Below are 25,139 nucleotides of genomic sequence, written 5' to 3' on the forward strand. Positions count from 1 at the left end.
GCGGTTCCTCGCGCCCCTCGGCAGCGGGGGTGTGCCCGGGGGGCTGCTTTGCCGGCTGCGCCGTGTGTTGGTGGTTGGTCGCGCGGTTCCTCGCGCTCCTCGGCAGCCGGGTTGCGCCCGGGGGTGCGTTTCCGTCGTGCGGTGCGTGGTGGCTGGTCGCGCGGTTCCTCGCGCCCCTCGGCAGCGGGGGTGTGCCCGGGGGGCTGCTTTGCCGGCTGCGCCGTGTGTTGGTGGTTGGTCGCGCGGTTCCTCGCGCCCCTCGGCAGCGGGGGTGCCCCGGGGGTGGGTTTCCGTCGTGCGGTGCGTGGTGGTTGGTCGCGCGGTTCCTCGCGCCCCTCGGCAGCGGGGTTGCGCCCGGGGGTGCGGTTCGCCGTGGTTGGTCGGGGCGCGGACACGGGGGCGGGGTTAGGGTCGGGGGATGCCCGAACTGCAGCGTCTGCGCGCCGATCACGCCCCGGCGGTCCTCGCCTTCGAGCGGGAGAACCGCGCCTACTTCGCCGGGTTCATCAACGACCGCGGCGACGACTTCTTCACCCGGTACGACGAGCGGCACCGCGCCCTGATGGCCGAACAGGACGCCGGCGTCTGCGCGTTCCACGTGCTCGTCGCCGACGACGGGGCGGTCCTCGGCCGGTTCAACCTGTACGACCTGGAGGACGGGACCGCCGCACTCGGCTACCGGGTCGCGCAGGAAGCCGCCGGCCGCGGCGTCGCGACCGCGAGCGTGCGGGAGATATGCCGGCTCGCCGTGGACCGCTACGGGCTGCGCAGGCTGCGGGCCGCCGCGTCCGACGCGAACATCCCCTCGCAACGCGTGCTGCTCAAGGCCGGGTTCGTCTCGGTCGGCCCGGCCGAACCGTCGGAGCTCGGCGGCAAGACGGGTACGTGGTACGAGCGGGACCTGACCGATCTGCCAGGGGCTTCCGAAGGCGGGACGTCCGGACAGGGCTGAGCACGAGCCCCGAGCACGAGCCCCGAGCACGAGGGCCGAATAGCGCCAGCGCCCGCGCCCCGGGCCGACGAAGCTCGACGGCATGAACCGACTCGAAGGGCGTACCGCCCTGATCACCGGGGGAAGCCGCGGCATCGGCGCCGCCGTCGCGCTGCGGCTGGCCGAGGAGGGCGCGGACGTCGCCCTGACGTACCGGGACGCCGCGGACCGCGCCGCGGACGTCGTCGACCAGGTCAAGGCCCGGGGGCGGCGGGCCCTCGCCGTCCAGGCCGACAGCGCCGACGCCGGCGCCCTGGCCGCCGCGGTGGACGAGGCCGCCGCGACGTTCGGGCGCCTGGACATCCTGGTCAACAATGCCGCCGTCTTCCTGACCGGAGCCCTGGAGGACCTGGGGCTGCCGGAGATCGACCGCACGCTGGCGGTGAACGTACGTGCCGCGTTCGTCGCGTCCCAAGCGGCGGTGCCGCACATGAGCGCGCCCGGCGGCCCGGGCGGGCAGGACGGCGGCGGCGCCTTCGGCGGCACCGGCGGCGGCCGCATCATCAGCATCGGCAGCAACGTCGCCGAGCGCACCCCCTTCCCCGGGCTCGCCCTCTACGCGATGAGTAAGGCCGCCCTCGCCGGCATGACCAGGGGACTGGCACGGGAGTTGGGGCCGCGCGGCATCACCGTCAACCTCGTCAACCCCGGCCCCACCGACACCGACTCCAATCCGGCGGACGGCCCGGGCGCCTCGGCCGTCAGCGCGGTCACCGCCCTCGGCCGCTACGCGGCGCCGGCCGAGATCGCCGCCGCCGTCGCCCATCTGGCCGGCCCCGACGCGGGCTACGTCACCGGCGCCACCCTCGCGGTCGACGGCGGCTTCACCGTCTGATCCCGCAGCCGGGTGGCCGGGTGCCCGCGGCCCGGAGTGCGCCCCCGGGCCGTCAGGCGGCGGCCAAGGCGAAGCCGACGCCGGTCAGTTGCTCCGAGAGGTCCCACAGGCGGCGGCCGGTCTCCGGGTCGGCCGCCGCCCGGGACAGCCGCACGCGTGTGGGTCCGCCGCGCAACTCGCCCGGGCCGTCGGGGCCGACGAACGCGCCCCCCTCCACGTCCGGTGCGGTCGCCGCGTAGAGCTGGGGCAGCGCGCCCCGCTCCGCGGGCTGGGCGAGCGGTGCCAGCACCCGCCCGAACAGCACCTTCACCAGGCCGACCGGGGCGCTGGTCTGCAGGTTCGTGGCCGCGTAACCCGGGTGCGCGAGCAGGCTGCGCACCGGGCTGCCGGCGGCCGCCAGCCGCCGCTGGAACTCGCACCCGAACACCGCGTTGGCGAGCTTCGACTGGTTGTAGAACCGCATGGGCGCGTACCGGCGGTCACCGTCGATGTCGTCGAAGTGCAGGCGTCCCACGCGGTGGTTGGCCGACGTCACCGTGACCACGCGGGGATCGGTGCCCGCGGTCAGCAGGTCGAGCAGCAGCCCGGTGAGCGCGAAGTGGCCGAGGTGGTTGGCGGCGAACTGCAGCTCGTGGCCCTGCGCGCTCAGCGAGCGGGGCGGCGCCATCACGCCGGCGTTGTTGACCAGCACCTCGATCTGCCGGTGGTCCGCGTGCAGGGCGTCGGCGAACCGGCGGACCGAGTCGAGGTCCGCCAGGTCGAGCCGGCGCACCTCCAGGGCGGCACCCGGCTGCCGTGCGGTGGTCTCCGCGGCCACCCGGCGTCCCTTCTCCTCGTCGCGCACCGCGAGGACCACCCGCCCGCCCCTGCCCGCGAGCGCCCGGGCGGTCACGAGTCCGAGACCGCTGGTGGCCCCGGTGACGACGAAGACCCGCCCCGACAGGTCCGGGATGTGCTCTGCGGTCCAGCGCTGTTCCGTGTCCATGCGGCACACGATGCCCTTGCTGTCACTGGATGTCAATGCGCCACTGAGTGACATGTATGGCATCCGGGTACGATGCCCGGGTGACCTCTCGCCCGCATGCTCCGACCGGTACCGCCGCCCCCGCGCCGACGCGGGCCCCTGCTCCCGCGCCCGCCTCGGCCCCGGCTCCCGCGCCCGCCTCGGCCCCTGCTCCTGCGCCGTCCCTCGCCCAGCGCAAGCGCCAGCTCGTCGCGGACGAACTGAGTGAGGCCGCCCTCCAGTTGCTGGCGCTGAAGGGGTTCGACGCGGTCACGATCGACGAGATCGCGGTCGCCGCCGGCGTCTCCAAGCGGACGTTCTTCCGGTACTTCGCGTCCAAGGAGGACGTGGTCGTCCGGTTCCTCGCCGACCTGGGCACCGGCATGAGCGCGGAACTGGCCGCCCGGCCCGAGGACGAGCTGCCGTCGGCGGCCCTGCACCACGCGGTGGGGGCGGCCCTGGAGTCCTGCGCGGGCCACACCGACCACGCCGCACGCGCACTGCGCGTCGTCCAGCTGATCCTGCGCACCCCCGCGCTGCGCGCGCGCTTCGTCGAGCACCAGGCCCGCTGGCGCGACGACCTGGCCGCCGTGCTGGGCCGGCGCCTCGCGCTCGACCCCGCCCGCTCGCTGTACCCGGCGCTCGCCGCCGGCATGGCGCTGACCGCATTCGACGCGGTCCTCCAGCGGTGGAGCGACAGCGACGGCGCCGAGGACCCGGCCGACCTCACCACCCGGGCGTTCGCCGCCCTCGCCCCCGCCCTCGACGGTGACGCGGCGCGCTGACGGCGGAGCCGGGGGCCGGGGCCGCCCGCTGGTGACACGGGTCGTGACCCTCGGTGGTGATGGGGAGGCCTGATGCAGATCAGGTGGCGCTGCCGCGAACAGTTCCGGACGGGCAGGCGAGCGGCTGGTCAACTCTGGAATTCACAGGTCGGATTCGCCGGATCCGTGCCCTTTGCAGCAATGTGGCTCGCGTAGCTTGAAGCCCTCTTCAGGGGATGCCCGGCGACGCGGGGAGAACGGCGCGGCCGCGGGCGCTACGGCGAGGACGGCACATGAGGCACGCGGGAACCGGGGCGGACGACTGGCCGCAGCGGCAGGTGACGGGCGCCGGCGGCACGAGGCCGGCAACCGGGGCCGCACCGGGAGCCGCGGCGAGACCCGACTCCGTCCCCGTATCGCAGTCACCGGTCCCCGGACCTCCGGCACCCGTCCCCGCACCCGCTTCCGGGCCAGGTCAGGCGCCTGCCGTCGGGCACGCTCCAGCGCCGGCATCCGGGCACGCTCCAGCCACTGGTTCCGGCGCGGCGACGGCGACGCTGCCGCCGCGGCAGCACCCGGCGGACGCCGAACCGGCCACGACCCGGACCGCGGGCGAGCGCCGGCCGCGCCTGTACGCGATCGACGGCCTGCGGCTGTGCGCCGCGGTGATGGTCGCGCTGCACCACTTCGTCGGCACCTACCGCGTGAACCAGCCGCACAACAAGATCTGGGACCGCCCGGTCTCGCACATCATGCCGAGCGTCTTCCGGGTCACCTCGTACGGCTGGATAGGCGTCGAGATCTTCTTCGTCATCAGCGGGTTCGTGATCTGCATGTCCTGCTGGGGCCGTCGGCCGCGGGACTTCTTCGTCTCCCGGGTGATCCGCCTCTACCCGGCGTACTGGTTCGCCGTGGTGTTCACCACCGGCGTGCTGGCCGCGCTGCCCGCCGCCTGGTCGCGGCCGTCGCTGCGGCAGGTGCTGTTCAACCTCTCGATGCTGCAGATGGGTTCGAACGTCGGGAACGTGGACGGCGTGTACTGGACGCTCTGGTCGGAGCTGCGCTTCTACCTGGTCTTCCTGCTGGTGGTGGCGACCGGCCTGACCTACCGCAAGGTCGTCGTGTTCTGCTGCGTGTGGGGCACGCTGGCCGCGCTCGCGCCGGTCTCCGGCTTCACCGCCCTGCAACTGCTCGCCGACCGCGACTCCACCTGGTACTTCATCGCCGGGCTCGCGCTGTTCCTGATGCACCGGTTCGGGCCCGACCTGCTGCTGTGGGGCATCCTCGCGCTGTCCTGGCTGATGGCCTCCGACGAGATCGGGCGGCGCGTCGAGCACGTCGAGCACGTCTCCAGCTGGCGCGGCGCGTTCGTCCTCTTCTCGCTGTTCCTGCTCGCGATGGTGGCCATCGCCCTCGGCTTCACGGACCGCGTCCAGTGGAAGTGGCTGGCCACCGCCGGCTCGCTGACGTACCCCTTCTATCTGATGCACTACGCCGCGGGCACCACGGCCATCCACTACCTGCGCGACCGGGCCGACCCGCGGGTGCTCGTCGCCGTCCTGGTGGCCGCGGTGCTGCTGCTCAGCTACCTGGTGCACCGTGTCGTCGAGCGGCCCCTGGCCCGCTGGCTCAAACGCGGTCTGACGCGGACCTTCGACCGCCTCGGCGCACCGCCGGCACCACGGGCCGCCACCCGGCCGGCAACGCCCCCGGCCTGAACGAGAAGGGCGTGAGCCGGGAGGAGAAAGGCCGTCGGCCTGCACGAGAAAAGCGAGGAGATTTCTCTCCCCGCCACTCTCAACCTATAGCGCACGGGGGGTCTTGCGGCAAGGCCCCCCATCTGCTGCAGAATCTCCAGCCGTCGGCGGAACCTGAGGATTTCAGGGATTCGCGCGGAAAGCATGCCTTTGCGCAGTGATGCCCTGGGGCAGTGAGGGGATTCTCGTGAACGAGACGACCGACGTCGTCATCGCCGGTGGCGGGCCGACCGGCCTGATGCTGGCGGCCGAACTGCGCCTGCACGGCGTGGAGGTGGTGGTGCTGGAGAGGGACGCCGAGCCGACCAGGGTCGTCCGGTCGCTCGGGCTGCACGCCCGCAGCATCGAGGTGCTGGACCAGCGCGGCCTGCTGGAGCGGTTCCTGGAGGCGGGCCGGCGGTACCCGCTGAACGGGTTCTTCGCGGGCATCCGCAAACCCGCGCCGGAAGGGCTGGACACCGCGCACGGCTACGTCCTCGGCATCCCGCAGCCCACCACCGACCGCCTGCTGTTCGAGCACGCCGCCGCGGCCGGCGCCGACATCCGCCGCGGCCGGGCCCTGACCGGGCTCGACCAGGACGAGGACGGGGTCACCGTCCGGCTGGCCGACGGCACGCGGCTGCGGGCCCGCTACCTCGTCGGCTGCGACGGCGGGCGCAGCACCGTCCGCCGGCGGATCGGCGTCGGCTTCCCCGGCGAGCCCAGCACGGCCGACACGCTGCTCGGCGAGGTCGAGCTGACCGCGGCGCCGGAGACGGTGGCCGAGGTGGTCGCCGACGTGCGCCGCACCCAACTGCGGTTCGGCGTCGGGCCGGTGGGGGACGGCGCCTACCGCGTGGTCGTACCCGCCGCGTCCGTCGCCCACGACCGCTCCGTCCCGCCGACCCTCGACGAGGTCAGGCAGCAGCTGCGGGCTTTCGCCGGCACCGACTTCGGGGCGCACGCGCCACGCTGGCTGTCCCGGTTCGGCGACGGCACCCGGCAGGCCGAGCGCTACCGGGTGGGCCGGGTGCTGCTGGCCGGCGACGCGGCGCACGTCCACCCGCCGGTGGGCGGGCAGGGCCTCAACCTCGGCCTCCAGGACGCGTTCAACCTCGGCTGGAAGCTGGCCGCGGCGATCGCCGGCTGGGCCCCGCGGCGGGCCGGCGCCCCAGGTTCTGGATCCGGCGTGGGAGCGGGCACGGGAGAGGCTGGAGGCGAGGTCGGGGCGGAGGCCGTGGGAGCGGTCGGGGGAGCGGCCGGGGGAGCGTTCGACCTGCTCGACACCTACGAGGCCGAACGGCACCCGGTGGCCGCCGCCGTACTGGAGAGCACCCGCGCCCAGATGCAGCTGATGTCGCCCGAACCCGGGGCCCGCGCCGTACGCCGGCTGGTCGCGGAACTGATGGACTTCGCCGAGGTCAACCGCTACCTCACCGAGAAGAACACCGCGACCGGCATCCGCTACGACCTCGGCGGCGGCCACGCGCTGGTGGGCCGGCGGCTCAGGGACATGCCGCTGAAGCAGGGCCGCCTCTACGAGCTGATGCGCACCGGCCGCGGGCTCCTCCTCGACGGGACCGGCCGGCTCCCGGTGGCGGGCTGGGCGGACCGCGTCGACCACATCGTGGATACCGGCGAGGAACTCGACGTCCCCGCCGTGCTGGTGCGTCCCGACGGGCACGTGGTCTGGGCCGGCGGTGGCAGCGGGGACGGCGGGGACGGAGGGGACGGAGGGGACGGTGCGGGGCTGGCGGGTGCGTTGTCGCGGTGGTTCGGGGTGCCCGCTTCCCTGCCTGGCGGCGGGGCCGTTCGCCGGTCCGGCGAGGGCGAGGCGTCGGACGGTTAGCGCGGCGAACTCGCAGGCGGGGCGGGGCGGGAGCCCTGCCGCGGGCACGGCCCGGGTGGCAGGCACCGGCACCGGGGCGGCGCGCGCCCGTCAGGGAAGGGACGCCTCGATCTGGGCGAGGTGCGCGGCGAGGATCTCCGCGAAGGCGGCTTCGCGGTCGGCGCCCAGCGGGCGCACCTCGCGGGCGAAGTGGGCCAGGGCGGGGAAGCGTTCGGGGTCGGCGCCCAGGACCGCGACGCGGAACTGCTCCAGGCCCTGCTCGGTCTCCTCGGGCGTGATGCTGCTCGCCCCGGCCTCGGCGGCGATCAACGCGGCCAGCAGCACCACGAGCCGGTGGTAGCGCACCGGGATCTGCTCGTCGGGCAGGCCGGAGGCGCGCAGGGCCGCCAGCACCTCGTCCATGACCAGCCGGGAGCCCGCACCGCCTGACGCGTACCGCCCCCAGATCGCGGCGAGCGGCGGCTGCTGCCCGAACGCCGCGCGCAGGCGCAGGGCCACGGCCGTGATCCGCTGCCGCCAGTCGCCCTCGGGGCGGTAGCCGTCCATGGCGGCCACCAGGATCCGGTCGGCGACCGCGCGCAGCAGCTCGGTCTTGTTGCGGAAGTGGCGGTAGAGGCTGGACGAGTCGGTCCCGAGCACCGCGGCGAGCTTGCGCACGCTGAACGACTCCGCGTCGGTCGTCTGCAGCAACTCCGCCGCCGTGTCCAGGATCTCCTCGGTCGACCAGCGCCTTCGACCTGCCATGCCGCCCCTCTCGTCGGCACTCACCCTAACCTATGCACTTGCTGTTGCACGCGGTGCGTGCATACTAAGGACGCATGGCGCCCTGCGACGGGCATGCCACGGCGGACGACGCCATGCGATGTCATGCGACGCCGTACGAGCCGTGCGACGCCGTACGAGCGCCGTGCAGCGAGGGACGACGAGGACCCGGCGTCCGGCCGGGGAGGGGAGAGGGACATGAGCGGGACCACCGACATCACGAGGCCGCCGGAGCCGGACTGGGCGGCGCTGACGGCCGAGGACCTGGCCGCCTACCGCGACGCGGAGAACCGTTTCCGGGCGTCCGCCGCGGCGCGGGCGGTCACCGGTGAACCGGACGCCGGCGCCGCCATCGCCTGGCAGCAGGTGGCGCTGCCCGGCCGCGAGCTGCCGGTGCGGGTGTACCGGCCGGTGGACGCGGGCGGCGACGGCGTCGGAAGCGGGGGAGACGGGGGCGGCGGGGGAGACGGGCTGCCGCTCGTCGTCCATGTGCACGGCGGCGGGTTCGTCGGCACGGCGGTGCAGTGCGACGGGTACGCCGGCCATCTCGCCGCCCACCTGCCCGCCGTCCTGGTCTCCGTCGAGCACCGCCTGCTCGACCACGGGACGTCGCTGCGGGACGCCGCCGACGACGGCTGGGACGTGCTCGACCACGTGGTGCGCAACGCAGCGCGGTGGGGCGTCGATCCGCAGCGCACGGCCGTCCTGGGAGAGAGCTGCGGCGGGCTGATCAGCGCCCTGACCGCGCTGCGGGCGAAGGACGCCGGGCTGCGGCTGCGGGCGCAGGTGCTGGTCAACCCCGCGGTCGACGTGACCGGGACGATGCTCGACCACGCCTCGATGGCCGCGTACGGCAACACCCCGACCCTGGCGCTGCCGCAACTGCGGCTCTTCCAGCGGCTCGGCGTGCCGGCGGGGACCGACGCCCGCGCGCTCTCGCCGCTCCACGCCGACGACCTGGGCGGGCTGGCACCCGCGCTCCTGGTGGTGCCGACCGCCGATCCGCTGGCCGATCACGGCCGCCGCTACGCTGAACGCCTGCGGGCTGCGGGAACGCCGGTACGGCTCAGCGAGTACGAGGGAGCCGGGCACGCGTTCCTCAGCATGCCGGGCCTGTCGCCGCACGCGGTACCGGCCCGCGCGGAGATCCTCGACTTCCTGCGCGCGGCCCTGGCCCGGTGAGGCGCGGTGAGGCGCGGTGGGGCCCGGCAGACCGGCAGACCGGCATGACGCGAACGGAAGGGATTCTGATGACCCGGATGACGCGGACGACGCGGACGCGCCATGACCGGCGGGCCGTCGCGGCGATGCACGCGGGCCTCGGCCTGACCGTCCTGGCGAAGGCCGCGGTCGGGGTGAGGGTACGGCTGCGGCCGCGCTGAGGTCGCAGCCGAACGAGAGGGCGGCGGGAAAGGCCGGGCCCGGGACGAGAGGGAGACGGACGCGTGGAACGCATCGGCATCATCGGAGTGGGCGAGATCGGCCGCGCCATCGTGGCGGGTCTGCGGAACGGGGACGGGCCCGGCCCCGAGGTCTTCCTCTCGCCGCGGGGCGCGCGTACGGCCGCCGAACTGGCCGCCCAGTACGAGGGCGTCCATGTGTGCGCGGACAACCAGGAGGTGGTGGACCGCGCCGAGCTGGTGATCGTCGCGGTCCGCCGCGAGAACCGGCACGACGCGCTGGCCGGCCTGCGGGTGGACGACGACCGGGTGGTCGTGAGCGTGATGGCCGGCATCAGCAACGACGAGGTGCGCGGGCTGCTGGGCACCAAGGCCGCGCTGGTGCGGGCGATCCCGCTGCCGACCGTGCGCGAACGGAGCTGCGTCACGGTGACCTACCCCGAACACCCGGCGGTGAGCGCGCTCTTCGAGCAGCTGGGCGGCGTGCTGCCGGTCGCGGACGAGGCGGCCTTCGACGTCTTCTCCGCGCTGACCGCGACGGTGACCACCCACTACGCCTACCTGACCACCCTCGCCTCCTGGGCCGCGGCCCAGGGCATCGCCCCCGGCGACGCGGACCGCTACCTCCGCGACCTCTTCCAGGGCGTCGGCCGTTCCCTCGCCGACGAGTCCCGCACCCTCCACCAGCTCGCCGCCGACCACGAGACCCCCGGCGGCAGCAACGAGCGCATCCGCACCACCTGGTTCACCCCCGCCAACTCCACCGCCCTCACCCACACCCTCGATTCCCTCCTCACCCTCCTCACCCAGCCCCCGTCCGCTGCAAGCGGCTGATCTCGAAGCATGCTTCGGGCAGCCGCGCGGCTCTCGGCGGCTGACGCCGGGGAGGAGCTGGAAGCCGTCAGCGGGCCACTGCCCGCGGACTACAAGGAGTTCCTGGCCGCCTACGGTCCAGGAAGGCGCGTTCGCCATCCCCGGCCTCCCCCGCGCGGCCGCGGTGGATTCGTCCCGGTGGACTGATGGCTGCGGGACCTCGGTGGCGCAGCTCGGCGGAAGCCTCAGCGGTGGATGAGGGTGCGGAGGCGTTTGTGGGTGCGGCCGCGGCGGAGGAGGCGGGCGAGGTCGCGCTCGGTGGGCTGGGAGTAGAGGACGAAGTCGGGGTGGTGGTGGACGCCGGGGGAGTCGAGGGCGGCGGCCGCGGCGTCACGGATCGCGGTGAGGTGGGCGGGCGTCATCGGGAGAGCGCGCTCGCGGGGCTGGTGGTCGGCGCCTATGGGGTAGTCGCGGCCCGGGCGGCGCTTCATCTCGACATGGCAGCCGAGCACATGGGTGACGGGGTGCGTCGCCGCGAAGGCCACCAGCCGTTCCATGGTGGCGAGGAAGGCCGCCGCGTCGAAGGCGAACAGGCGGCCGGGCAGCACCGTGTCGCCGGTGAGCAGCACGCCGGACCACGGGTCGTGGAAGGTGACGGCGGCCTCGTGGTGCCCGGGGGAGTACAGCACCTGAAGCACCCGCCCGCCCAGGTCGAACGCGGCGGTCTCGTCCGGCCGTTCGGCGTCCAGGCCGAAGAACTCCCGTACCGCCGCGGCCTCCCGCGGCACCACTGTGGTCGAGGGCCGGTCCTCGAACTGCGGGTCGGCGGCCACGTGGTCGCCGTGCCCGTGCGAGTGCGCGACCACCAGCCCGTACTCCTCGCGCGGATGCGCCCGCAGCCACTGGGCGATCAGGCCGTCGACGGTCTCCCGCAGCGGGAACGCCTCGGGTTCCGCGGTGGCGCCGGTGTCCAGCAGCAGCGCCCGCTCGTTGCCGAAGAGCAGGTAGAGGAAGGGCGCTTCGTAGCTGAGCGACTTGCTCTGCCGCAGGATCACCGTGTGCTCGTCGTAGTGGTGGACCTGGATCGGCGGCTCCCCGCCGTCCCGCCGGCGCCGCCGCGCCGAGCCCGTGCCGCTGCGCCACATCACGTCCAGTGAGCCCGCCCGCGGGGCGCCGCTCACGAAGTCGACCGGTCCGCCGCCCGGCGCCCCGCCCTGCTCAGTCGTCTGCTGCACCATTTCAGTCCCCCACCGTTTCCCTCGTCCGAAGCGGCGTCGCCGCCATGAAATACCGGACATGACGCTGCCCGCTGTCGTCGTGCGCCCCGCCCGCCGCCTCGCTCCTGGCGATGTACGGCTCCAGCAGGGCCATCCACTTGGCCTCGATCTCGGACGCCTCCTCGGGCGAGACGAGAGCGAGCGCGGACACGACGCCCGCCTTGCCCCGCCAGTCGGGGCTCTCCTGGTCGCGGCGGGCGCCGTACTCCAGGACGGCCTCCAACTCCCGCTCGACCACGGTGCGTTCCAGTTCCCTGCCGACCAGGGACTGGCCGCTCTCGACCCGCAGTGTCGGCCGCTCGTGCGGAAGGCGCCACTGCCGCTCCCGGCGGTCCTGCCCCTGCCCCGCATCCTCGACGAAGCCGTACTTCGCCAGCTGCCGCAGATGGAAAGAGCAGTTGGCCTGCGGCACGTCCAGCGCCCGTCCGCACTGCGCGGCCGTCGCCGGGCCGATCGCCGCGAGCAACTCCATCAGGTCCAGCCGCAGCGGGTGCGCCAGCGCCCTGATCGCCTTCGGATCACCGATCTCCATGTGTCAAAGACTACTTTGGCATTCTGAGATGTCAACGCTTCCTTTGGCTTTTCCCTCGGACGGCGGGAAGGTGCTCCGGCGCGCGGCCGTCGGATAGCGTGGGAGCCGTGTCGAGTCCTGAGTCGGACAGGGCGGGGGCTTTCGGTCACCCCGTCAGCCCCCTGAACCCCTGAACCCGAGCCTCTGAGCCCCTGAGTTCACGCTCCCGCCGTCCCGCCGCGTTCCGCGGCCGGACGCGCGCGCCCTGGTGCTGACCGCGGTGACGAGATGACCCTCTCGCGCCTCTCTCTCACCTCGGAGCCACTCGATGCCCGTCCCGCTCTACCTGCTTGCCCTGGCGGTCTTCGCCATGGGCACCTCGGAGTTCATGCTCGCCGGCCTCGTGCCGGACATCGCCTCCGACCTCGGCGTCACCGTCGGCACGGCAGGCACGCTCACCTCGGCCTTCGCGGTCGGGATGATCGCCGGCGCCCCGCTGATGGCCGCACTCGCCCGCACCTGGCCGACGCGGTCCACCCTCCTCGGGTTCGTCCTCGCCTTCGCGGCCGCCCATGCCGCGGGCGCGGTCACCGCGAACTTCTGGCTGCTGTTCACGACCCGGGTCCTCGCGGCGGCGGCGAACGCGGGCTTCCTCGCGGTCGCGCTGACGGCCGCCGCCGCCATGGTCCCGCCCGACCGGAAGGGGCGCGCGCTGGCCGTGCTGCTCTCGGGCACCACGACGGCCATGATCGCCGGCGTCCCGGCGGGAGCGGGCCTCGGCTCGCTCCTCGGCTGGAGGGCGACGTTCTGGGCCGTCGCCGCGCTCTGCCTCCCCGCGGCCCTCGGCATCCTCGCCGGAGTCCCGGCGGGCCCCGGGCGGACAGACGCGGACGAAGGGCCGGACCTGCGCACGGAACTCGCCCAACTCGCCCGTCCCCGGCTGCTCCTGGCGATGCTGCTCGGTGCGCTGGTGAACGCGGCGACCTTCGCGAGCCTCACCTTCCTCGCCCCCGTCGTGACCGGCACCGCCGGGCTGGCGGAGCCGTGGGTCCCGGCCGCGCTGATGCTCTTCGGCACCGGTGCCTTCGCCGGGATCAGCGTCGCCGGACGGCTGTCCGACCGCCGCCCCGGCCTCGTCGTCGCGGCCGGCGGCCCGCTGCTGCTCGCCGGCTGGCCGGCCATGGCCGTACTGGCGGACCGCCCGGCCGCCCTGCTCACCCTCGTGTTCGTCCAGGGCGCGCTGTCGTTCGCGCTGGGCAGCACCCTGATCACGGGTGTCCTCTACGAGGCGGCGGAAGCGCCCGGCATGGCCGGCTCCTACGCGACCGCGGCACTGAACACCGGCGCCGCCGCCGGACCGCTCGTCGCCGCGGCCACCCTCGGCACGGGCGCCGGGGACCTCGGGCCGTTCTGGGCCAGCGGACTCCTCGTCGCCGCCGCCCTGCTCGTGGCGCTGCTCACCGCCCGGCCGCCCGCGCGGTGAACGCGGCCCTGCGCACCGGCCCCGCGCGTCTGCGGGCCGGCCCCGGGTGCCGGGTCCGCGCCTTTGCGCACCAGCGCTCTGCGGCTGGCGCGCGCCTTTGCGCACCAGCGCTCTGCGGCTGGCGTCGCGAGCAGCGCGGCCTTGCCGCCGGGGCGGGCACAGCCCGTGCGGCGACCTGCGGCACGGGCGCCGCGCGTCCGTGTGCCGACCCAGCGCGTCGTGCGCGCGGCCGGTGGCTGTTCCGGTGGCGCACGCGCGAGGCGCTCGATCAGTCCTCGGCGGGCAGCGGCGACGTCGGGTCGGGGACGTGCGGGAGGACGTCGGCGACGTAGGAGACGACGGTGGCGTCCAGGCCGACGTCGTGCTGGGCCCGCTCGGACAGGTACCAGCGGTGCTCCAGCAGCTCGTGGTAGAGCTGCGCCGGGTCCATGCCGCGGCGCTTCTCCAGCGGGACCGCGCGCACGGCGGGGCGGAAGACCTGGCGCACCCAGCGGTGGGCGAGCACCTCGGGGCGCGCGCCGGGGAAGCCGTCGGCGGTGAGCCGGCCGGTCGGCGCGTAGTCGTCCTGGGTCGCCATCCAGCTCTCCAGGTCGTTGAGCAGGCTGCGCGCCTGGTTCTCCTCGGTGTCCATGCCGGTCAGCCGCAGCAGCTGCCGCTGGTGGTGGCCGGCGTCCACGACCTTCGGCACGAACGTCACGGTGTCGCCCTCGGGCGAGCGCTCGATCTGCATCTCGGCGACGTCGAAGCCGAGGTCGTTCAGCCGCCGTATCCGGCGGTCGATGTAGTGCCGCTTGCTCGCCGGGTACACGGACTCGCGGGTCAGCTCGTGCCACAGGTCGCCGTAGCGGGCGGCGATCGCCTCGCCGAACGTCACCGGGTCCACCGACGGGTGCAGCGAGCCGCCCGCCTCCAGGTCCATCAGCTCGCCGGCGATGTTCACCCGGGCCAGCTCGATGTCGTACTCCCGCTGCCCGCGGGAGAGTTCCGGCTGCAGCTGCCCGGTCTCGGCGTCCACCAGATACGCGGCGTAGGCCCCGGCGTCCCGGCGGAACAGCGTGTTGGACAGCGAGCAGTCACCCCACGCGAACCCGACCAGGTGCAGCCGCACCAGCAGCACGGCCAGCGCGTCCAGCAGCCGGTTCACCGTCCCGGTGCGCATCGTCGTCTCGAACATCGCCCGGTACGGCAGCGAGCCGCCCAGGTGCCGGGTGATGAGCGCCGGCTCCAGCGGCGTGCCGTCCGCCGCCTCCCTGCCGGTGACCACGGCCATCGGGTCCACCGCGGGTATCGCGAGGCGGTCCAGGTCGCGCAGCAGCCCGTACTCGCGCTCGGCCGCCCACTGGCTGACCTCCTTGATGGCGACCACCTCGTCGCCGGCGCGGGCGAACCGCACCACGTGCCGGGAGATGCCGCGCGGGAGGGCGACGAGCGACTCCTCGGGCCACTCCTCCAGCGGGACGTCCCAGGGGAGGTCGAGGAGGGCCGACGGGTGGTCGGCGTCGGTCGCCGTGATGTGCAGGGGCATGGCGGGGCGTCCTCTCCTCAGGGGGCAGCCCGATGGTGCCACGTCCGCACACCTGTCCGGCCTGCGGGTTCACAGATCGGACAGGCGTGCTGAGGCGGAGGGACGCGGGGGCGCCGCGGATGCCGCCAGGGCCGGGCTCGCACAGGGCCTCGGCCGCGGGCAGCCCCCGCCGGCATTGGGCCGGCTTCCGGCCGGCCGGGGCTCAGCCCCGGCTCAGCCCCGCGCCAGCCGCAGGGTGACCAGCTCGAAGGGCCGCAGCGCCAGATCGACCGCGCCGTCCCGGATCGCGACGGTCCGCCGGGCGGCCTCCTCGTCCAGCGGGCGTTCCAGCAGGTCGGTGGCCGCCACGCCGGTCGCCGGGAAGCCGAGCGAGACGCGGGCCCTGGCCCGGCCGCCGCACGACTCGTAGAGCCGGACGACGACGTCGCCGCTCTCGTCGTCCGCCAGCTTGACCGCGCTGACCACCACCGCGTCGTCGTCCACCGACACCAGCGGCGCGACCTCGTGCGAGCCGCGGACCTGCCGCTCGGGCAGGTTGATGCGGTAGCCCTCGGCCACCGCGTCGCCGATCGACGCGCCCGGGACCAGCGCGTGCCGGAACCGGTGCACGCCCTGGTCGGTCTCCGGGTCCGGGAAGCGGGGAGCGCGCAGCAGCGAGACCCGCACGGTTGTGGTGGTGCCGAAGTCCGCGACCGGTCCTCCGTCCGGCCCGGCCGCGCCGCCCGCAGCGGAAGCGAGGGCTGTGCCGGCCGCCTCGCCCTCGGCGGTGGCCGCCGTCCTGCCGTCCCTGACGGTGCGCGTCACGTCGTGCCCGTACGTCGAGTCGTTGACGACCGCCACGCCCCAGCCCGGCTCCGCCACGTACAGGAAGCGGTGGTTGCACGCCTCGAACTTCGCCGCCTCCCACGAGGTGTTGGTGTGGGTGGCCCGGTGGACGTGCCCGAACTGCGTCTCGGACGCGTACCGTTCGGCGTGCACGTCCAGCGGGAACGCCAGCTTCAGGAACTTCTCCGTCTCGTGCCAGTCCACTTCGGTGGCGATGTCCAGCCGCCCGGCGCCCGGCTGCAGCGACAGCACCTGGACGACGCGGGACGCGCCGAAGCTGCGGACCACGCGCACGGCGGCGGCCGTACCCGCCGCCGGATCGGGGGCCAGCTCATCGACGCCGGTGAGGTCGGTGACGGTGTTGCGGTAGAACGCGTCGACGTCCCACGCGTCCCACATGTTGGGGAAGTCCGGGTGCAGTTGCAGCAGGTTGGCGGCCAGGCCCGGGGCCACGGTCTCGCGGTCCGCGGCGAGGTCGTACACCGACACCACCAGGCCGCGGCCGTCGACCTCCACCCGCAGCAGTCCGTTGGCCAGGACGAAGCCTCCGCCCTGGCGCGGCGCGAGCACCGCGGGCCCGCCGCCCGAACCCGTTCGGCCACCCGCGCCCGAATCCGCGACGGAATCCGTGCCCGAATCCGCGCCCTGAGCCGCCTCCGGAACCGCCGCGCCGCCCGCCGGTACGCCGCCGCGCGCGTGCGGCGCCGCGTTGAACGCCAGCGTCAGACCGCCCGACGCGTCCCCGGCGAGCGCCTGCTGCGCCGCGGTGACGATGCCCGTCAGCTCCTCGCCGACCGCCGCGTACGTGCGGCGCGCCTCCCGGTGCACCCAGGCGATCGACGAACCCGGCAGGATGTCGTGGAACTGGTGCAGCAGCACGGTCTTCCAGATCCGGTCGAGCTCCCGGTACGGGTACGGCGCCCCGGTCCGCACCGCGGCGGTGGCCGCCCACAACTCGGCCTCGCGCAAAAGGTGTTCGCTGCGCCGGTTGCCCTGCTTGGTCTGCGCCTGGCTGGTCAGCGTGGCTCGGTGCAGCTCCAGGTACAACTCACCCACCCACACCGGCGGTTGCGGGTACTCCGCCTCGGCCTGGGTGAAGAACTCCGCGGGCGACTCCCAGCGCACCCGCGCCGACCCCTCCAGGTCGCGCAGCCGCGCCGCCTTCGCCACGATCTCGCGGGTGGCGCCGCCGCCCCCGTCGCCGTAGCCGGACGGCGCGAGCGAGTGCCGGGCCGCGCCCTTCTCCTTGAAGTTGCGGGCCGCGTGGGCGATCTCGCTGCCGCGCATCGAGCAGTTGTAGGTGTCGACGGGCGGGAAGTGGGTGAAGATCCGCGTGCCGTCGATGCCCTCCCACAGGAACGTGTGGTGCGGGAAGGAGTTGACCGCGCTCCACGAGATCTTCTGCGTGAGCAGCCACTTCGAGCCGGCCGCCTTGATGATCTGCGGCAGCCCGGCCGCGAAGCCGAAGGTGTCGGGCAGCCACGCCTCCTCGTTCTCGACGCCGAACTCGTCGAGGAAGAAGCGCTTGCCGTGCACGAACTGCCGGGCCATCGCCTCCGACCCGGGCATGTTGGTGTCCGACTCGACCCACATGCCGCCGGCCGGCACGAACCGGCCCTCGGCGACCGCGGCCTTCACCTTCGCGTACACCTCGGGCCGGTGCTCCTTGATCCAGGCGAACTGCTGCGCCTGCGACATCGCGAACACGAACTCCGGCTGCTCGTCGAGCAGCGCGGTCATGTTCGCGGTGGTCCTGGCCACCTTGCGGACGGTCTCGCGCAGCGGCCACAGCCACGCCGAGTCGATGTGCGCGTGACCGACCGCGCTGATCCGGTGCCCGGTCGCCGCCGCGGGCGAGGCCAGCACCCCGGCCAGCTCCGAACGGGCGGCCGCCGCCGTGGCGTTGACGTCCTGCAGGTCGACGGCGTCGAGCGCCCGGCCGACCGCCCGCAGGATCTCGTGGCGCCGGGTGCCGTCCGCCGGCAGCTCGGCCATCAGCTCGCCGAGCACCTCCAGGTCCTGCACCAGCTCCCAGACCGTCTCGTCGAACACCACGAGGTCCATCCGGCCGAGCCGGTACCGGGGTTCGCTGCCCGCGGTCTCCTTGTCGCCGAGCTGCGTCGGCAGGAAGGGGTGGTAGTCCAGCAGTACCGGGTTGGAGGCCGCCTCGACGTGCAGCAGCACCTCCTCGCCGCCGGCCGCGGGGGAGGCGACGCGCACCCACTGGTTGCGCGGGTTGAGGCCCTTCACCGGGGTGCCGTCCGGCCGGTAGACCAGGCCCTCGCACTGGAACCCGGTCATGTTCTCGTCGAACCCCAGGTCGAGGACGACCTCCACGGTGCGGCCGGCCCACGACGCCGGGACGGTCCCCGACACCCGGAACCAGCTGGTGCCCCACGGCGCTCCCCAGCGGTCCCCGGTCGCGATCGGCCGGAGCGGCCCGGCGGCCAGCCCCTCGGCGACCGGCACCGGTTCGTCCGGCGCGGTCCACACCGCGACGTCCAGCGGCAGCGACGCGGGATGGACGGCGGGCCGGATGCGTTCGTCCAGCACCCGCTTGAGGCGGGCTTCGACCAGGCGGCGGTCGTCGTGCATGCAGGGGCTCCCGAGGTGTGCCGGAGGGGTGGGGGCAGCGCGGACGGCGTGGAACTCTGCGGAGATTGTCGCCTAGCGAACGTCCTCGGGCCGGACGATCGCTGTGATGCCGCGGGCGGAGAGGTGGGCCTGGTCGGTGGCGCGCGAGGCGAGGACGACGGCGGGCCGCACGCCGTCCGCGGTCAGGCGGGCGAACGCCTCGAAGAAGGCGCCGCCGGGCGCGCACGTCGAACGGTCCGCGGCGGCAGGCCCGTTGGCGGCGGTGGCGTCGGCGTCCCAGTCCGCGGGCGCGTCCAGCACGAGCGCGGTGCTGCGCACGGCCGGCGCGTAGGCGCGGGCGCGCCGGTCGGCCACGATGCGGCGGATCGCCTCGCCGGCCGGCTTCACCCGCCGGTCGTTGGTGAGCAGGCCCAGGGAGTACTCGAGTTCGGGGAAGTCCGCGAGGGAGCGGGACACGTCGTGCGAGCACCACCACGTCACGCCCCACACGTCCGCGCAGTCCAGGGCGTTGGCCACGGTCGCCTCGGTGAACGACGCGGCGTGCTCCGCCGGGATCAGCGGCGCCGGCGCGCCCACCTCCTGGAGCCACACCGGGCGGTGCGGGTCGTCCGCCCACGCCTTCGACAGCTCGATCAGGTAGGCCGCGTGGTGCTCGGTGGCCGTCCCGGTGCGGCCGTGCCGCTGGGCGGTCCCGTTGAACACCCAGGAGTGCACGGCGGTCAGCGCGCCGATCGTCGCGGAGTGGGCGGGGGTGAAGGCGTGCCCGTCCTGGTACCAGGCGGCGTCGTACTCGGCGTGCAGGTGCAGCCGGCCGGGAGCGCCCTCCTCGCACGCGGCGAGCTGCCGCCGCAGCCAACTGCCCGCCTGGGCGGGGGTGATCGGGTCCGGGTCGGGGTGCGGCGGCCCGGAGAACTGGTTGATCTCGTTGCCGACCGTCATGCCGATGAAGTTGGGCCGGTCGGCGAGGGCGGAGGCCAGCGTCCGCAGGTAGGCGGCCTGCGCCTCGACGACGTCGGGGTCGGTGAAGATGTTGCGGCGGTGCCAGGTGCCGGTCCAGGCCGGCAGGAAGTCGAAGCTGGACAGGTGCCCCTGGAGGCCGTCCACGTTGACGTCCAGGCCGCGTTCGGCCGCCGCGTCCGCCAGCGCCACCAGCTGCTCGACGGCCCGCGGCCGGATCAGTGTCCGGTTCGGCTGGAACACCGGCCACAGCGGGAACACCCGGACGTGGTCCAGGCCGAGTGACGCGATCGAGTCCAGATCCGCGCGGACGACATCGATGTCGAAGTCCAGCCAGTGATGGAACCAACCCTGGCTGGGCGTGTAGTTCGCGCCGAAGCGCACCCCTGACGTGCTCATCCCCCCAGCATGACCTGCGTCCCCCCGACCACGGAACCCGGGGCCCGGCCGGGCCGGCGCCTCACATGTGGCAGCCGACCTCCACGAGGAGGGTGTCCGGGGCGAGGGCGTCCAGGTACCGGTTGGCCCGCTCCCAGTAGCCGTCGCTGCTCGCGTCCGTCCAGGAGCCGTCCAGCGCGACGACGGCATAGCCGGGCACCGCCCACGAGACGGCCTGCGCCAGGTCCGAAGGAAACGGGTCCCCGGCCTCGTACCTCCGGGCCGCCCGGGCCCGCATGGCCGCGAAGTCGAGTAGCCCCCGCGGCCCGCCGAGGCATTCCAGCGGCTCCAACTCGTCGTACGCGAGAACCCCGCGCGGCACGTTGGCGGCGGTCAGCACACGCGGATCGCCGTCGTGCCCGGGGAGGACGAGGAACGCCTCACGCGCCAAGGCGAACACGGACCACCAGTCCCATTCGCCCGCCGGGTTGAACTCCCCGTTGGGTTCGGCCTCGTACGGGGCCATCCGTCCGGCGATCGCCGACGGGACGTCCGCCGGTTCGGTCGGCGGCAGGCACACGGTTGCGGTGAACTTGGTCACGGGCCGAAGCGTAGGGCCGGACGCGGCCGGGACGTACCGGATGACGAGCGATCCGGTACGCCCGGGCGGCTACAGGTTGCGTGGGGCGGTGAGGCGGGCGGCGGCCTGGTCGCGGGCGGCTTCGAGGACGGAGAGCAGGACCTCCTTGGCGGAGCCGCGGTCGCGGACGTCGCAGAGGACGACGGGCGTCGAGGGGTCCAGGTCCAGGGCGGAGCGGACCTCGTCGCTGGTGCAGTCGCGGCGCCCGTTGAAGCAGTTGACGCCGATCGCGAACGGGATCTCGCGGGACTCGAAGAAGTCGATCGCGGCGAACGACGCCTCCAGCCGGCGGGTGTCCGCCAGGACCACCGCGGCCAGCGCGCCGGTCGCCAGGTCGTCCCACATGAACCAGAAGCGGTCCTGGCCGGGCGTGCCGAACAGGTACAGGACCAGTTCGGGCGCGATGGTGATACGGCCGAAGTCCATGGCGACCGTGGTCGACGTCTTGCCCTCGATGCCGGACAGGTCGTCGACGCCGAGACTCACGGTCGTCATGCGTTCCTCGGTCTCCAGCGGAGGCACCTCGCTGACCGCGCCCACCAGAGTCGTCTTGCCGGCACCGAAGCCGCCCGCTATGAGGATCTTCAGTGCGGTCGGCATGACCGGTTCAGAGCCGACGGATACCATCAATCACCTTTTCAATGATTTCCACGCTCGGTTGGTCCTCCTTGCCGGGCGGTGCCTGGACCAGGATGAGCGCGGCGTGCAGCAGATCCCCGCAGAGGATCTTCACGACGCTCACCGGCAGGTCCAGGTGTGCGGCGATCTCGGCGATCGCCACCGCGCGGTCTCGGCAGAGCTCCAGGATCTGGACCGACTCCGGTTCCAGATGGCCCGGGCCGTGCTCGTCCACAGACCGCGCGGCGACCAGCGTGATCAGTGAGAAGTTGTGCCTACTGTGACGGGTGCGCCCGCCCGTGATGGCGTACGGCCGCAGGTGGCGTCCGGTCTCCTCGTCGTCGTGCCATCGACGCTCAGGCATCCTGGACAAGTCCGCCGGGCTGGGAAGGCACCCGAGGTGCGGCACTCAGGTACTGGCCGACCTGCTTGACGAGCGTTCCCATCTCGAAGGCCATCACCCCGACGTCCACCCCTTCCGAGGCGATCGCCGCCAGCCGGGCGCCGCGGCCCGCGGCGGTGACGAACAGGAAGGCCCGCTCCATCTGGATGACGGTCTGCTGGACCTCGCCACCGTGGAAGTGGCGCGCCGCCCCGCGGGCGAGGCTGTGCATGCCGGAGCCGACCGCCGACAGGTGCTCGGCGTCGTCCCGGCGCAGGTCCTTCGACTTCCCGATGAGCAGGCCGTCCCCGGACAGCACGATGGCGCACCGGATCTCCGGGACGCGGTCCACCAGAGTGTCGAGGAGCCAGTCCAGCTGGGGTCCGGGCTGTACGTGCTCAGTCATTGTTTAAATCTCCCTCCCATTGGCCGGCACCCGACTCCCATTGGTTGCCACCCGACCTCCACGAATCCTCCGCCGGCCTGCCTGCGCCGCCCGGCTCGCCTGCCTCGGGCATCCGCGCCCGCTGCAGTCCCTGCTGAATCGCGATCATCGCGCGGGCAGACGCCTCCGGGGAGATGCCGCCATGGTGCCCGTCGCCCTCCGGTCTGCCCTGCGTCTGCGCGGCTTCCCTGCGCAACTGCTGGGCCAGGCTGGCTCCCCGTCTCCGCTGCGGCAGCACCGGAGGGGTGGTGAGGTGACGGTTCGGATCCGGCGGGGATCCGGGTCCGGCGGGCGCCGCCCCGTTGGGGGCGGGACGTCCGGCCGGTGCCTGCGGTGCCGCAGCCGTGGGGACGGAGGGGCCGTGCGCACCCGGCTGGGGTGCGGCGGGACCCGTGCCCGTCGGCGCCGCGGGGGGCGCCTGCGGCGCGGAGTACTGCCCGGCCCGCGGTCCGGCCGGCGCGTAAGGCGCCTGCTGCGGCCCGGCCTGCGGCGACAGCCCCGCACCCGACGGACCCCCTTGCGGGGACAGCCCCGCACCTGACGGTCCGGCCTGCGGGGACAGCCCCGCACCCGATGGTCCGGCCTGCGGGGACAGCCCGGCGCCTGACGGTCCGGCCTGCGGGGACAGCCCCGCGCCTGACGGACCCCTTTGCGGGGACAGCCCGGCGCCCGACGGGGTGGCCTGCGTGCGGACGGTCGTGCCGCGGATCGTCGACGGCCGCTGGGGCTCCGCCGGCTGCGGCTCCGGCCGCTGCGGCTCCGACCGGACCGGCTCCCCGTAAGGGGCCTGGGCCCGCTGCGGCTCCGGCCGGTACGGCTCGCTCCGGTACGGCTCCGCGTGCTGCGGCTCCGGCCGGCTCGGCTGCGCCGGGTGCTCCTGGCCCGCGGACTGCCGGTGCGCCGGGTGCTCCTCGGGCGCCACCCAGCCAGTGGCCGCGGGGCCGGTGGCCATGGTGCCCGCCGAGATCCCCGGCGACGGGAAGTCCGCACTCGCGGGAAGCAGGCCCGCACCGCCGTACTCCGGGAAACCGCTGTGCTCCGGCATCCGCGTGTGGGTGAGCGCGTAGCCGTCGTCGTGCGCGGCGGCGGCCGCCACCAGGTCGCCCGGCTGGTCGCTGCCCGGGCCGCCGGCCGCACTGCCGACCGCGGCCGCGGCCGGCGCCTGCCGGCCGGCGTCCATGGCCATCATGCCGCTCGCGCTGGCCGCCGACTTGAGCTGGTCGAGGACCGGCGAGTCCAGCTCCTCGAGCAGGTTCGCCGGCACCAGCACGACGACCATCGTGCCGCCGTAGACCGAGTCGCGGACCTCGACCTTGATGCTGTGCCGCTCGGCGAGCCGGGCGACCACGAAGTGGCCGAGGCGCGGGTCCTCGCTCAGCGCCCGCATGTCCAGCTTGGGCGGGTGGGCGAGCAGCTCGTTGGCGTGGTCGATCATGTCCTGCGGCATGCCGAGGCCGTGGTCCTCGATGTGCACGACCAGGCCCTTGGCGACCCGCGTCGCGCTGACCGACACCTGGGTGTCCGGCGGCGAGAACGCGGTGCCGTTCTCGATGAGTTCGGCGAGCAGGTGGGTGACGTCGGCCACCGCGCGCCCGGCCAGGGCCAGTTGGCGCTCGGCGGGCAGGTTCTTCACGCGGACACGGGTGTACTGCTCGGTCTCGGCGACCGCGCTGCGCATCACGTCGACGATCGAAACAGCCGTGGTCATACGGCGGTTGGGCGGCGAACCGCTGAGGATCACCAGGCTCTCGGCGTGACGGCGCACGCGGGTGGCGAGGTGGTCGACCGCGAAGATGTCCTTCAGCAGGTCGGAGTCCTCGTGCTTGCGCTCCAGGTCGTCGAGCAGCGAGATCAGCCGGTGGATCAGCGACTGGGTACGGCGGATGAGCTGACCGAAGACCTTCTCGCCGCCCTCGCGGCCGAGCGACTGGCGCAGCACGGTGTCCGCGGCGACCCGGCCGAGCCGGTCGATGGACGCGGCCAGCCGCTGCACCTCGTCGGCGGGCGTGGGACCCTGCGGCACCAGCATCGCGGGGTCGATGCGCTCGCCCGCCTCGATCCTGGCCATCAGCCGCGGCAGCCACACGTTGGACAGCTCGTCGGCGTGCGCCTGCAGCGCGTTGAGCCGGCCGGTGATCGTCCGCCGGTTGCGCAGCGACAGATAGGCGCCGCCGGCCAGCGCGGCCAGCGTCGCCAGGGTGCCGAGGAGCAGCCCGAGCAGCATCTCCTCCGCCTTGTCCGAGGACTTGCTGCCGAGCTCGGACAGCGCGTCCGAGGTCAGCGACTGCAGGTCACCGGTGACCTGCGTGGCGGCCGCAGGCCAGGCCGAGGCCGACGCGGGCAGGGAGGTGCCCTGCCCGGTGGAGACCGCGTCCTCGATCTTCGTCAGCGTGGTGTAGCCGCCGCTGTCGGTGATCCTGGCGTACCCGGCGGGGCCGGTGCCGGGCAGGTCGCCGGCGCCCAGCCCGGTGCGCAGCGAGCGCTGCACCGCGAGGGCGTCGTCGAACTGGGCGCGGTCGGCGGCCGACAGGTGGCCGCCGGGCACCGCGCCGGAGAGCAGCGCGTCCTCGCGGGAGAGCATCTCGGTGATCTGCGCCACGGTGGCCGTGGTGGTGGCGCCACGGGCGAACTGCCCGTCGTCACTCCGTAAAGCGGCGCTCAGCAGGCCGATGCCGTCGGAGACGGTGGTGGTGAAGTACTGGAAGGCGTCGGGCGCCGACAGGGTCCTGCCGTCGATCGCACCGCGGCGCTCGGGCAGGAAGACCAGGGCGTCGTCGAGGGACTTGGCGGTGCCGCGCAGCGTTGAGCCGTCCAGCGCGGACGGGGTGGCCCTGCGGTAGTCCTGGACGGCCGAGTCGGTCTTCCGGCGCGCCTCGTCGAGGTCCTTGCGGGCCGCGGCGGCGTGGCCGGACTGCCAGATCGCGGTGAACCGGCGCTCGTCCTGCAGCCGGGCCAGGACCACCTGGGCCGGGCGGGCGACGGCGGACACGTGGTCCGCCTCGGAGGTCAACTGGCTGTGACGGTCGACGAGTCCGGCTGCCTCGTAGCTCCACAGTCCGCTCAGGCAGACGGCAGGAACGACCAGGGGCAGGACGAACGAGAATCGCGAAGATCTACGCGGGGCGGACCGGTGACGCGTCAACCGGTCGCGAGTGCCTGGCATCTGATTCCTCGTACGGCAGCGGAGCGCTGGTGTTCGGTAGGGCGTTGCAGAGAAATGCCGTGTCTCTTCGGCGCGGCAACTTGACTCACCGTCACCGAAGTGGGCTACGCCGTGACCCTACCAGGATCATGGCGGACCGTCAGCGTCTGCCTCTGGCAACTACCAGTTGACCGAATGCGCTCACCCG

General features: G+C 74.0%; 21 protein-coding genes. 9 read left to right on the plus strand and 12 right to left on the minus strand.

The annotated features are described in order from the left end of the window. Positions 1-418: 418 nt before the first annotated feature. Positions 419-952 carry a GNAT family N-acetyltransferase gene (locus ACH4TG_RS10535; RefSeq protein WP_398241798.1) on the plus strand — a complete coding sequence of 178 codons (534 nt, stop codon included), beginning with the start codon at positions 419-421 and terminating at the stop codon, positions 950-952. 82 nt (positions 953-1,034) lie between these two features. Beyond that, positions 1,035-1,826: an SDR family NAD(P)-dependent oxidoreductase gene (locus ACH4TG_RS10540; RefSeq protein WP_398241799.1), complete on the plus strand. Its 792-nt coding sequence runs from the start codon at positions 1,035-1,037 to the stop codon at positions 1,824-1,826. Positions 1,827-1,878: 52 nt separating this feature from the next. Here ACH4TG_RS10540 and ACH4TG_RS10545 read toward each other — a convergent pair whose 3' ends face one another. Continuing rightward, positions 1,879-2,811 carry an oxidoreductase gene (locus ACH4TG_RS10545; protein ID WP_398241800.1) on the minus strand — a complete coding sequence of 311 codons (933 nt, stop codon included), beginning with the start codon at positions 2,809-2,811 and terminating at the stop codon, positions 1,879-1,881. 239 nt (positions 2,812-3,050) lie between these two features. On the opposite strand from ACH4TG_RS10545, the gene ACH4TG_RS10550 reads away from it, so the two are divergent. The 3 genes from ACH4TG_RS10550 to ACH4TG_RS10560 all read left to right on the plus strand — a co-directional run bounded on the left by ACH4TG_RS10550 (position 3,051) and on the right by ACH4TG_RS10560 (position 7,178). Then, positions 3,051-3,614 (plus strand): TetR family transcriptional regulator, encoded by a 564-nt coding sequence (locus tag ACH4TG_RS10550; RefSeq protein WP_398242121.1) that lies wholly within the window; start codon positions 3,051-3,053, stop codon positions 3,612-3,614. 536 nt (positions 3,615-4,150) lie between these two features. Continuing rightward, positions 4,151-5,311, plus strand: a complete 1,161-nt coding sequence (locus tag ACH4TG_RS10555; protein ID WP_398242122.1) for an acyltransferase family protein — start codon at positions 4,151-4,153, stop codon at positions 5,309-5,311. 226 nt (positions 5,312-5,537) lie between these two features. Further along, entirely contained in the window at positions 5,538-7,178 is a 1,641-nt protein-coding gene (locus ACH4TG_RS10560) for an FAD-dependent monooxygenase (protein ID WP_398241801.1), read from the plus strand. A 90-nt stretch (positions 7,179-7,268) separates the two neighbouring features. Here the strand turns inward: ACH4TG_RS10560 and ACH4TG_RS10565 are convergent, their stop codons facing one another. After that, positions 7,269-7,922 (minus strand): TetR/AcrR family transcriptional regulator, encoded by a 654-nt coding sequence (locus ACH4TG_RS10565; protein WP_398241802.1) that lies wholly within the window; start codon positions 7,920-7,922, stop codon positions 7,269-7,271. A gap of 216 nt (positions 7,923-8,138) precedes the next feature. Here ACH4TG_RS10565 and ACH4TG_RS10570 point away from each other — a divergent pair, with 216 nt between their 5' ends. The 3 genes from ACH4TG_RS10570 to ACH4TG_RS10580 all read left to right on the plus strand — a co-directional run bounded on the left by ACH4TG_RS10570 (position 8,139) and on the right by ACH4TG_RS10580 (position 10,174). After that, on the plus strand, positions 8,139-9,122 hold the full coding sequence (locus tag ACH4TG_RS10570; RefSeq protein ID WP_398241803.1) for an alpha/beta hydrolase: 984 nt from the start codon (positions 8,139-8,141) through the stop codon (positions 9,120-9,122). 77 nt (positions 9,123-9,199) lie between these two features. Continuing rightward, positions 9,200-9,322: a hypothetical protein gene (locus tag ACH4TG_RS10575; protein WP_398241804.1), complete on the plus strand. Its 123-nt coding sequence runs from the start codon at positions 9,200-9,202 to the stop codon at positions 9,320-9,322. Between the two features lie 63 nt (positions 9,323-9,385). Further along, positions 9,386-10,174: an NAD(P)-binding domain-containing protein gene (locus ACH4TG_RS10580; RefSeq protein ID WP_398241805.1), complete on the plus strand. Its 789-nt coding sequence runs from the start codon at positions 9,386-9,388 to the stop codon at positions 10,172-10,174. A 224-nt stretch (positions 10,175-10,398) separates the two neighbouring features. Here the strand turns inward: ACH4TG_RS10580 and ACH4TG_RS10585 are convergent, their stop codons facing one another. Beyond that, positions 10,399-11,391, minus strand: coding sequence for an MBL fold metallo-hydrolase (locus ACH4TG_RS10585; protein WP_398241806.1), 993 nt, complete (start codon positions 11,389-11,391; stop codon positions 10,399-10,401). A 1-nt stretch (position 11,392) separates the two neighbouring features. Next, positions 11,393-11,962, minus strand: a complete 570-nt coding sequence (locus ACH4TG_RS10590) for a winged helix-turn-helix domain-containing protein (protein WP_398241807.1) — start codon at positions 11,960-11,962, stop codon at positions 11,393-11,395. Between the two features lie 307 nt (positions 11,963-12,269). Between ACH4TG_RS10590 and ACH4TG_RS10595 the strand changes: the two genes are divergently transcribed. Next, positions 12,270-13,424, plus strand: a complete 1,155-nt coding sequence (locus ACH4TG_RS10595) for a Cmx/CmrA family chloramphenicol efflux MFS transporter (protein ID WP_398241808.1) — start codon at positions 12,270-12,272, stop codon at positions 13,422-13,424. 268 nt (positions 13,425-13,692) lie between these two features. On the opposite strand, the gene ACH4TG_RS10600 is transcribed toward ACH4TG_RS10595, so the two are convergent. The 8 genes from ACH4TG_RS10600 to ACH4TG_RS10635 form a co-directional block, all read right to left on the minus strand. Further along, positions 13,693-14,949, minus strand: a complete 1,257-nt coding sequence (locus ACH4TG_RS10600) for a DUF4032 domain-containing protein (RefSeq protein ID WP_398241809.1) — start codon at positions 14,947-14,949, stop codon at positions 13,693-13,695. Between the two features lie 213 nt (positions 14,950-15,162). Next, positions 15,163-18,369, minus strand: a complete 3,207-nt coding sequence (locus tag ACH4TG_RS10605) for an alpha-mannosidase (protein ID WP_398241810.1) — start codon at positions 18,367-18,369, stop codon at positions 15,163-15,165. A 72-nt stretch (positions 18,370-18,441) separates the two neighbouring features. Continuing rightward, positions 18,442-19,725: a glycosyl hydrolase gene (locus ACH4TG_RS10610; RefSeq protein WP_398241811.1), complete on the minus strand. Its 1,284-nt coding sequence runs from the start codon at positions 19,723-19,725 to the stop codon at positions 18,442-18,444. 61 nt (positions 19,726-19,786) lie between these two features. Next, positions 19,787-20,305: a hypothetical protein gene (locus ACH4TG_RS10615; protein WP_398241812.1), complete on the minus strand. Its 519-nt coding sequence runs from the start codon at positions 20,303-20,305 to the stop codon at positions 19,787-19,789. 69 nt (positions 20,306-20,374) lie between these two features. After that, complete coding sequence (locus ACH4TG_RS10620) at positions 20,375-20,971, minus strand: GTP-binding protein (protein WP_398241813.1); 597 nt, start codon at positions 20,969-20,971, stop codon at positions 20,375-20,377. Then, positions 20,952-21,326, minus strand: coding sequence for a DUF742 domain-containing protein (locus ACH4TG_RS10625; RefSeq protein ID WP_398241814.1), 375 nt, complete (start codon positions 21,324-21,326; stop codon positions 20,952-20,954). The genes ACH4TG_RS10620 and ACH4TG_RS10625 overlap by 20 nt, the downstream gene beginning before the upstream one ends. Beyond that, positions 21,319-21,750 carry a roadblock/LC7 domain-containing protein gene (locus ACH4TG_RS10630; protein WP_398241815.1) on the minus strand — a complete coding sequence of 144 codons (432 nt, stop codon included), beginning with the start codon at positions 21,748-21,750 and terminating at the stop codon, positions 21,319-21,321. The genes ACH4TG_RS10625 and ACH4TG_RS10630 overlap by 8 nt, the downstream gene beginning before the upstream one ends. Further along, positions 21,743-24,799, minus strand: a complete 3,057-nt coding sequence (locus ACH4TG_RS10635; protein WP_398241816.1) for a nitrate- and nitrite sensing domain-containing protein — start codon at positions 24,797-24,799, stop codon at positions 21,743-21,745. Before ACH4TG_RS10635 ends, ACH4TG_RS10630 begins: the two co-directional genes overlap by 8 nt. Between the last annotated feature and the right edge of the window lie 340 nt (positions 24,800-25,139).

The organism is Streptomyces sp. NPDC020917, assembly GCF_044333795.1.
In the GTDB taxonomy this organism is placed as follows: Bacteria; Actinomycetota; Actinomycetes; order Streptomycetales; family Streptomycetaceae; genus Actinacidiphila.